Origin of the sequence: Aequorivita sediminis (genome assembly GCF_032080575.2) — a bacterium.
In the GTDB taxonomy this organism is placed as follows: Bacteria; Bacteroidota; Bacteroidia; order Flavobacteriales; family Flavobacteriaceae; genus Aequorivita; species Aequorivita sediminis.
In genome coordinates this window covers 1-1,266 of sequence record NZ_JAVLSO020000028.1, presented here as the reverse complement: position 1 = coordinate 1,266, position 1,266 = coordinate 1, and the positions used below count along the sequence as shown (strand labels likewise).

The following is a 1,266-nucleotide window of genomic DNA, read 5'->3' as shown; positions in this document are numbered from 1 at the left end:
TATAATAACCTTATTCCTCTCTTTTGTTCTTTCTGATTTATATCTAAATTTAATGAATTGTAAACTTAAGCCGTATATAATTTATTGCTAGTTCTAGCCTACTTACGAAAATCCTCGCGGATTTTCTATTCGGTTTTTATTTGCTAAATTACGTGCTAAACCACGCAACAAACCATATACAAACACGTTGCCAGTAATTTGAATGAACAAACTAACCACCATATTTTTAATTCTTATTTCAAATTTTGTATTTGCAACAAGTCCTCAATTACCTGATTTACTAAAAATTGGGAATGATACAATTTACATTTATGAATTACCAATAAAAGGACTGACTGAAAAGGAATTTCAAAATCTAACGGACAATATTTCAAAGTTTGAAAACGGATTATATATTTCAACCAATTTGTGGAGAGGATTTCAAGCAATATGGGAATTGAAAGAAAACCAACTTTATTTAACTGACATTAAAGATTCTAAATACAGTAAAGAAATTTTAAAAGCTTCATTTCCGAAAAAATTCAATAACGGAAAAATCAAAGCAGATTGGTTTTCTGAATATCTCATAATACCAAAAGGTAAAATGCTAAAATGGGACGGAATTTTTAGCAGAACTTATGAAAAAGAAGAAATTCTATATTTCAAAAAAGGCAATCTAAAAAAAAGTGATCTTGTTGAAAATTATGTTGACTTGAAAAATGGAATCTCAAGATTAGAAAAAGATACGGTAACAAAAAAAATTTTCGAATCAATTAAAGAGTTGAATTGGGAAAAGCTGACCGACTGTGAATGTGATGACGAATACTATGTTACAATCGGAAAAAAAGGAATAATTGAAAAGGTTAAGTTTGTTCCTTATTTAGAGAATAATTGGGAAAATTTTTGGTACGCATTTAGTCACCGAAAGTGTACTCGACTGATAAGAAAAAAATTAAGAGAGCTACAATTTGACATTGTAAAATGGAATGGAAAACCATACGAGGAAGAATATAGAATTGAACTTTTTTATGACCCAGAAACAAAGGAATTAGAAAATTGGACGGAATAAAAAAACTACTGGCAACAATGTATAACCGCAATTACGGCGGATTCGACTGCGTCCGAATCCACTCGGAATTGCTAACGTCTGTGCTTAACCGAAAATTAGTAACTTTAAATCCGTAACTGACGGTTATACGAGACCGTCAGACTGTCTCAAAACTTAATAAGTTTGTTGAAAACTCATTGCACTCTCTTTAGATGCTGCCTTGGTTATTTGTATCTTAA

At 30.6% G+C, this 1,266-nt stretch carries 1 protein-coding gene; it reads left to right on the top strand.

Features of this window, described 5'->3' with window-relative positions; translation table 11 throughout:
* The first annotated feature begins 202 nt into the window (after window positions 1-202).
* A complete protein-coding gene (locus RT250_RS13470; protein ID WP_313115408.1) occupies window positions 203-1,048 on the top strand; it encodes a hypothetical protein in 846 nt (281 codons plus the stop codon).
* The last annotated feature ends 218 nt before the right edge of the window (window positions 1,049-1,266 follow it).

Coding starts and splice junctions, on each gene's coding strand:
- RT250_RS13470 (WP_313115408.1), top strand. CDS start 203: ATGAACAAACTAACCACCATATTTTTAATTCTTATTTCAAATTTTGTA.